Genomic DNA, 2,208 nt, shown 5'->3' with positions numbered 1-2,208 from the left:
TCTGCCGGGGGCGTTCCTTTGCGTTGAGGGGGACGTTCAGCGTCCGTGCTTGACCTTCACGAGGACGGTTTTCATGGCACGGTCGTGTAGGCCGCGCTGGTCGGCGTCGAAAATCAGGGCAGGGATAACCAGGCACAGCAGGACAGTGCGGACGACGCCGGCAAGGAGGCCCGCTGCCCCGCCGTCCAGTTTCTGGACCTGCAGGCTGAAGACGCGGTGGCCGATGCTGTAGCCGAGCAGGCCAACGAGCAGGATCTGCTCTGCGGCGAACACCAGGAGGATCGAGTTTCCGGTGCCTCCGAAAAAGGCGTAGGCAATGACCGAGGCAATCGCCCAGTCGATGACCAGGGCTCCCAGCCGCGGCCCTACGCGCGCAATGGAACCGGGGCCGGTGCGGGGCCTTCCCAGCCTGCGGCCCGGCCAGTTACCTTCGTCGGACGGGGGGCCTTCGAGCCATGAACCTAAGCTTCTTCTGTCAACCACCGTTTAAGACTACCGGGTAGCCCAGAGCACCGCCGACGGACTGTGAAGCGCCCAATTATGCCTGTGGCGGCGCGCACAGGCTAGGGTGGAGACAGGAGCATGGTGCACGTAACGTTGCCGAAACATTGGTGACACGGGCGGGTAATGGGGTGCTCCTAGACTATTTTCTGTTGCCGGATCCTGCGGGAATCACCGACTGGCGCAAGGACAGGCCCACCGCCCGAGGCCTTCCAACCAAACATGTATAAGGAGCATAGACACGATGTTCAAGAATGCGGACGAGGTCCTCAAGTTCATCGCTGACGAAGATGTGAAGTTCGTTGACATCCGGTTCACCGACCTTCCCGGCGTGCAGCAGCACTTCAACGTTCCGGCGAAGTCCGTGGACGCCGATTTCTTCATCAACGGCCAGCTCTTCGATGGTTCCTCGATCCGCGGTTTCCAGGGAATCGCCGAGTCGGACATGCAGCTGATCCCCGACGTCACCACCGCGTTCCTGGACCCGTTCCGCATCGAGAAGACGCTCGCACTGAACTTCTCCATCGTGAACCCCCGCACCGGCGAGCCCTACCACCGCGATCCCCGCGGCGTGGCCGAGCGTGCCGAGGCCTACCTGGCTTCCACGGGCATCGCCGACACCGCATTCTTCGCTCCCGAAGCCGAGTTCTTCATCTTCGACAACGTGCAGTACGAATCCGCCCCGCAGGGCAGCTTCTACAAGGTTGACTCCATCGAAGCTCCCTGGAACAGCGGCCGCGAGGAAGAGGGCGGCAACCTGGGCAACAAGACCCCGTTCAAGGGCGGTTACTTCCCCGTTGCCCCCGTGGACAAGCAGGCCGACCTCCGCGACGCCATCTGCGTCGAGCTGGACAACGCCGGCCTTGAGGTGGAGCGCTCCCACCACGAGGTTGGCGGCGCCGGCCAGGCCGAGATCAACTACAAGTTCACCACGCTGACCCACGCGGCTGATGACCTGATGAAGTTCAAGTACATCGTCAAGAACGTCGCCGACGCCTGGGGCAAGTCCGCCACATTCATGCCGAAGCCGATCTTCAACGACAACGGTTCAGGCATGCACTGCCACCAGTCGCTCTGGAACGGCAGCGAGCCGCTCTTCTACGACGAGAAGGGTTACGCAGGCCTCTCCGACGTTGCACGCTGGTACATCGGCGGCCTGCTGAAGCACGCTTCCGCCGTCCTGGCCTTCACTAACCCGACGGTCAACTCCTACCGCCGACTGGTCAAGGGCTTCGAAGCGCCGGTGAACATGGTGTACTCGCAGGGCAACCGCTCCGCCGGTATCCGCATCCCGATCACCGGATCCAACCCGAAGGCCAAGCGCATCGAGTTCCGCGCACCGGACCCCTCGTCCAACCCGTACCTGGCGTTCGCTGCCCAGCTGATGGCTGGCCTGGACGGAATCAAGAACCGCATCGAGCCGGCAGACCCGATCGACAAGGACCTCTACGAGCTCCCCGCCGAGGAAGCCAAGGACATCCAGAAGGCACCGGGTTCCCTCGAGGAAGCACTGGATGCCCTCGAGGCCGACAACGAGTTCCTGCAGGCAGGCGGCGTGTTCACCCAGGACATGATTGAGGCCTGGATCGCCTACAAGCGCGAGAACGAAATCCTGCCGCTGGCGATGCGCCCGAACCCGTACGAGTTCGAGCTCTACTACGGCGTCTAGGATTTCCTGCGGCTGAACCGAGCCGCCGTTCCGAAGGG

General features: G+C 63.0%; 2 protein-coding genes. One reads left to right on the top strand and one right to left on the bottom strand.

The window, feature by feature from the left end:
• Positions 1-36: 36 nt before the first annotated feature.
• On the bottom strand, positions 37-483 hold the full coding sequence (locus ABFX29_RS10765; RefSeq protein ID WP_152229154.1) for an RDD family protein: 447 nt from the start codon (positions 481-483) through the stop codon (positions 37-39).
• 262 nt (positions 484-745) lie between these two features.
• Here ABFX29_RS10765 and glnA point away from each other — a divergent pair, with 262 nt between their 5' ends.
• Complete coding sequence (gene glnA / locus ABFX29_RS10760) at positions 746-2,170, top strand: type I glutamate--ammonia ligase (RefSeq protein WP_152229155.1); 1,425 nt, start codon at positions 746-748, stop codon at positions 2,168-2,170.
• Positions 2,171-2,208 lie beyond the last annotated feature (38 nt).

Origin of the sequence: Arthrobacter gandavensis (assembly GCF_039528575.1) — a bacterium.
GTDB lineage: Bacteria > Actinomycetota > Actinomycetes > Actinomycetales > Micrococcaceae > Arthrobacter_B > Arthrobacter_B citreus_B.
This window is presented reverse-complemented; position numbering and strand designations above follow the sequence as displayed.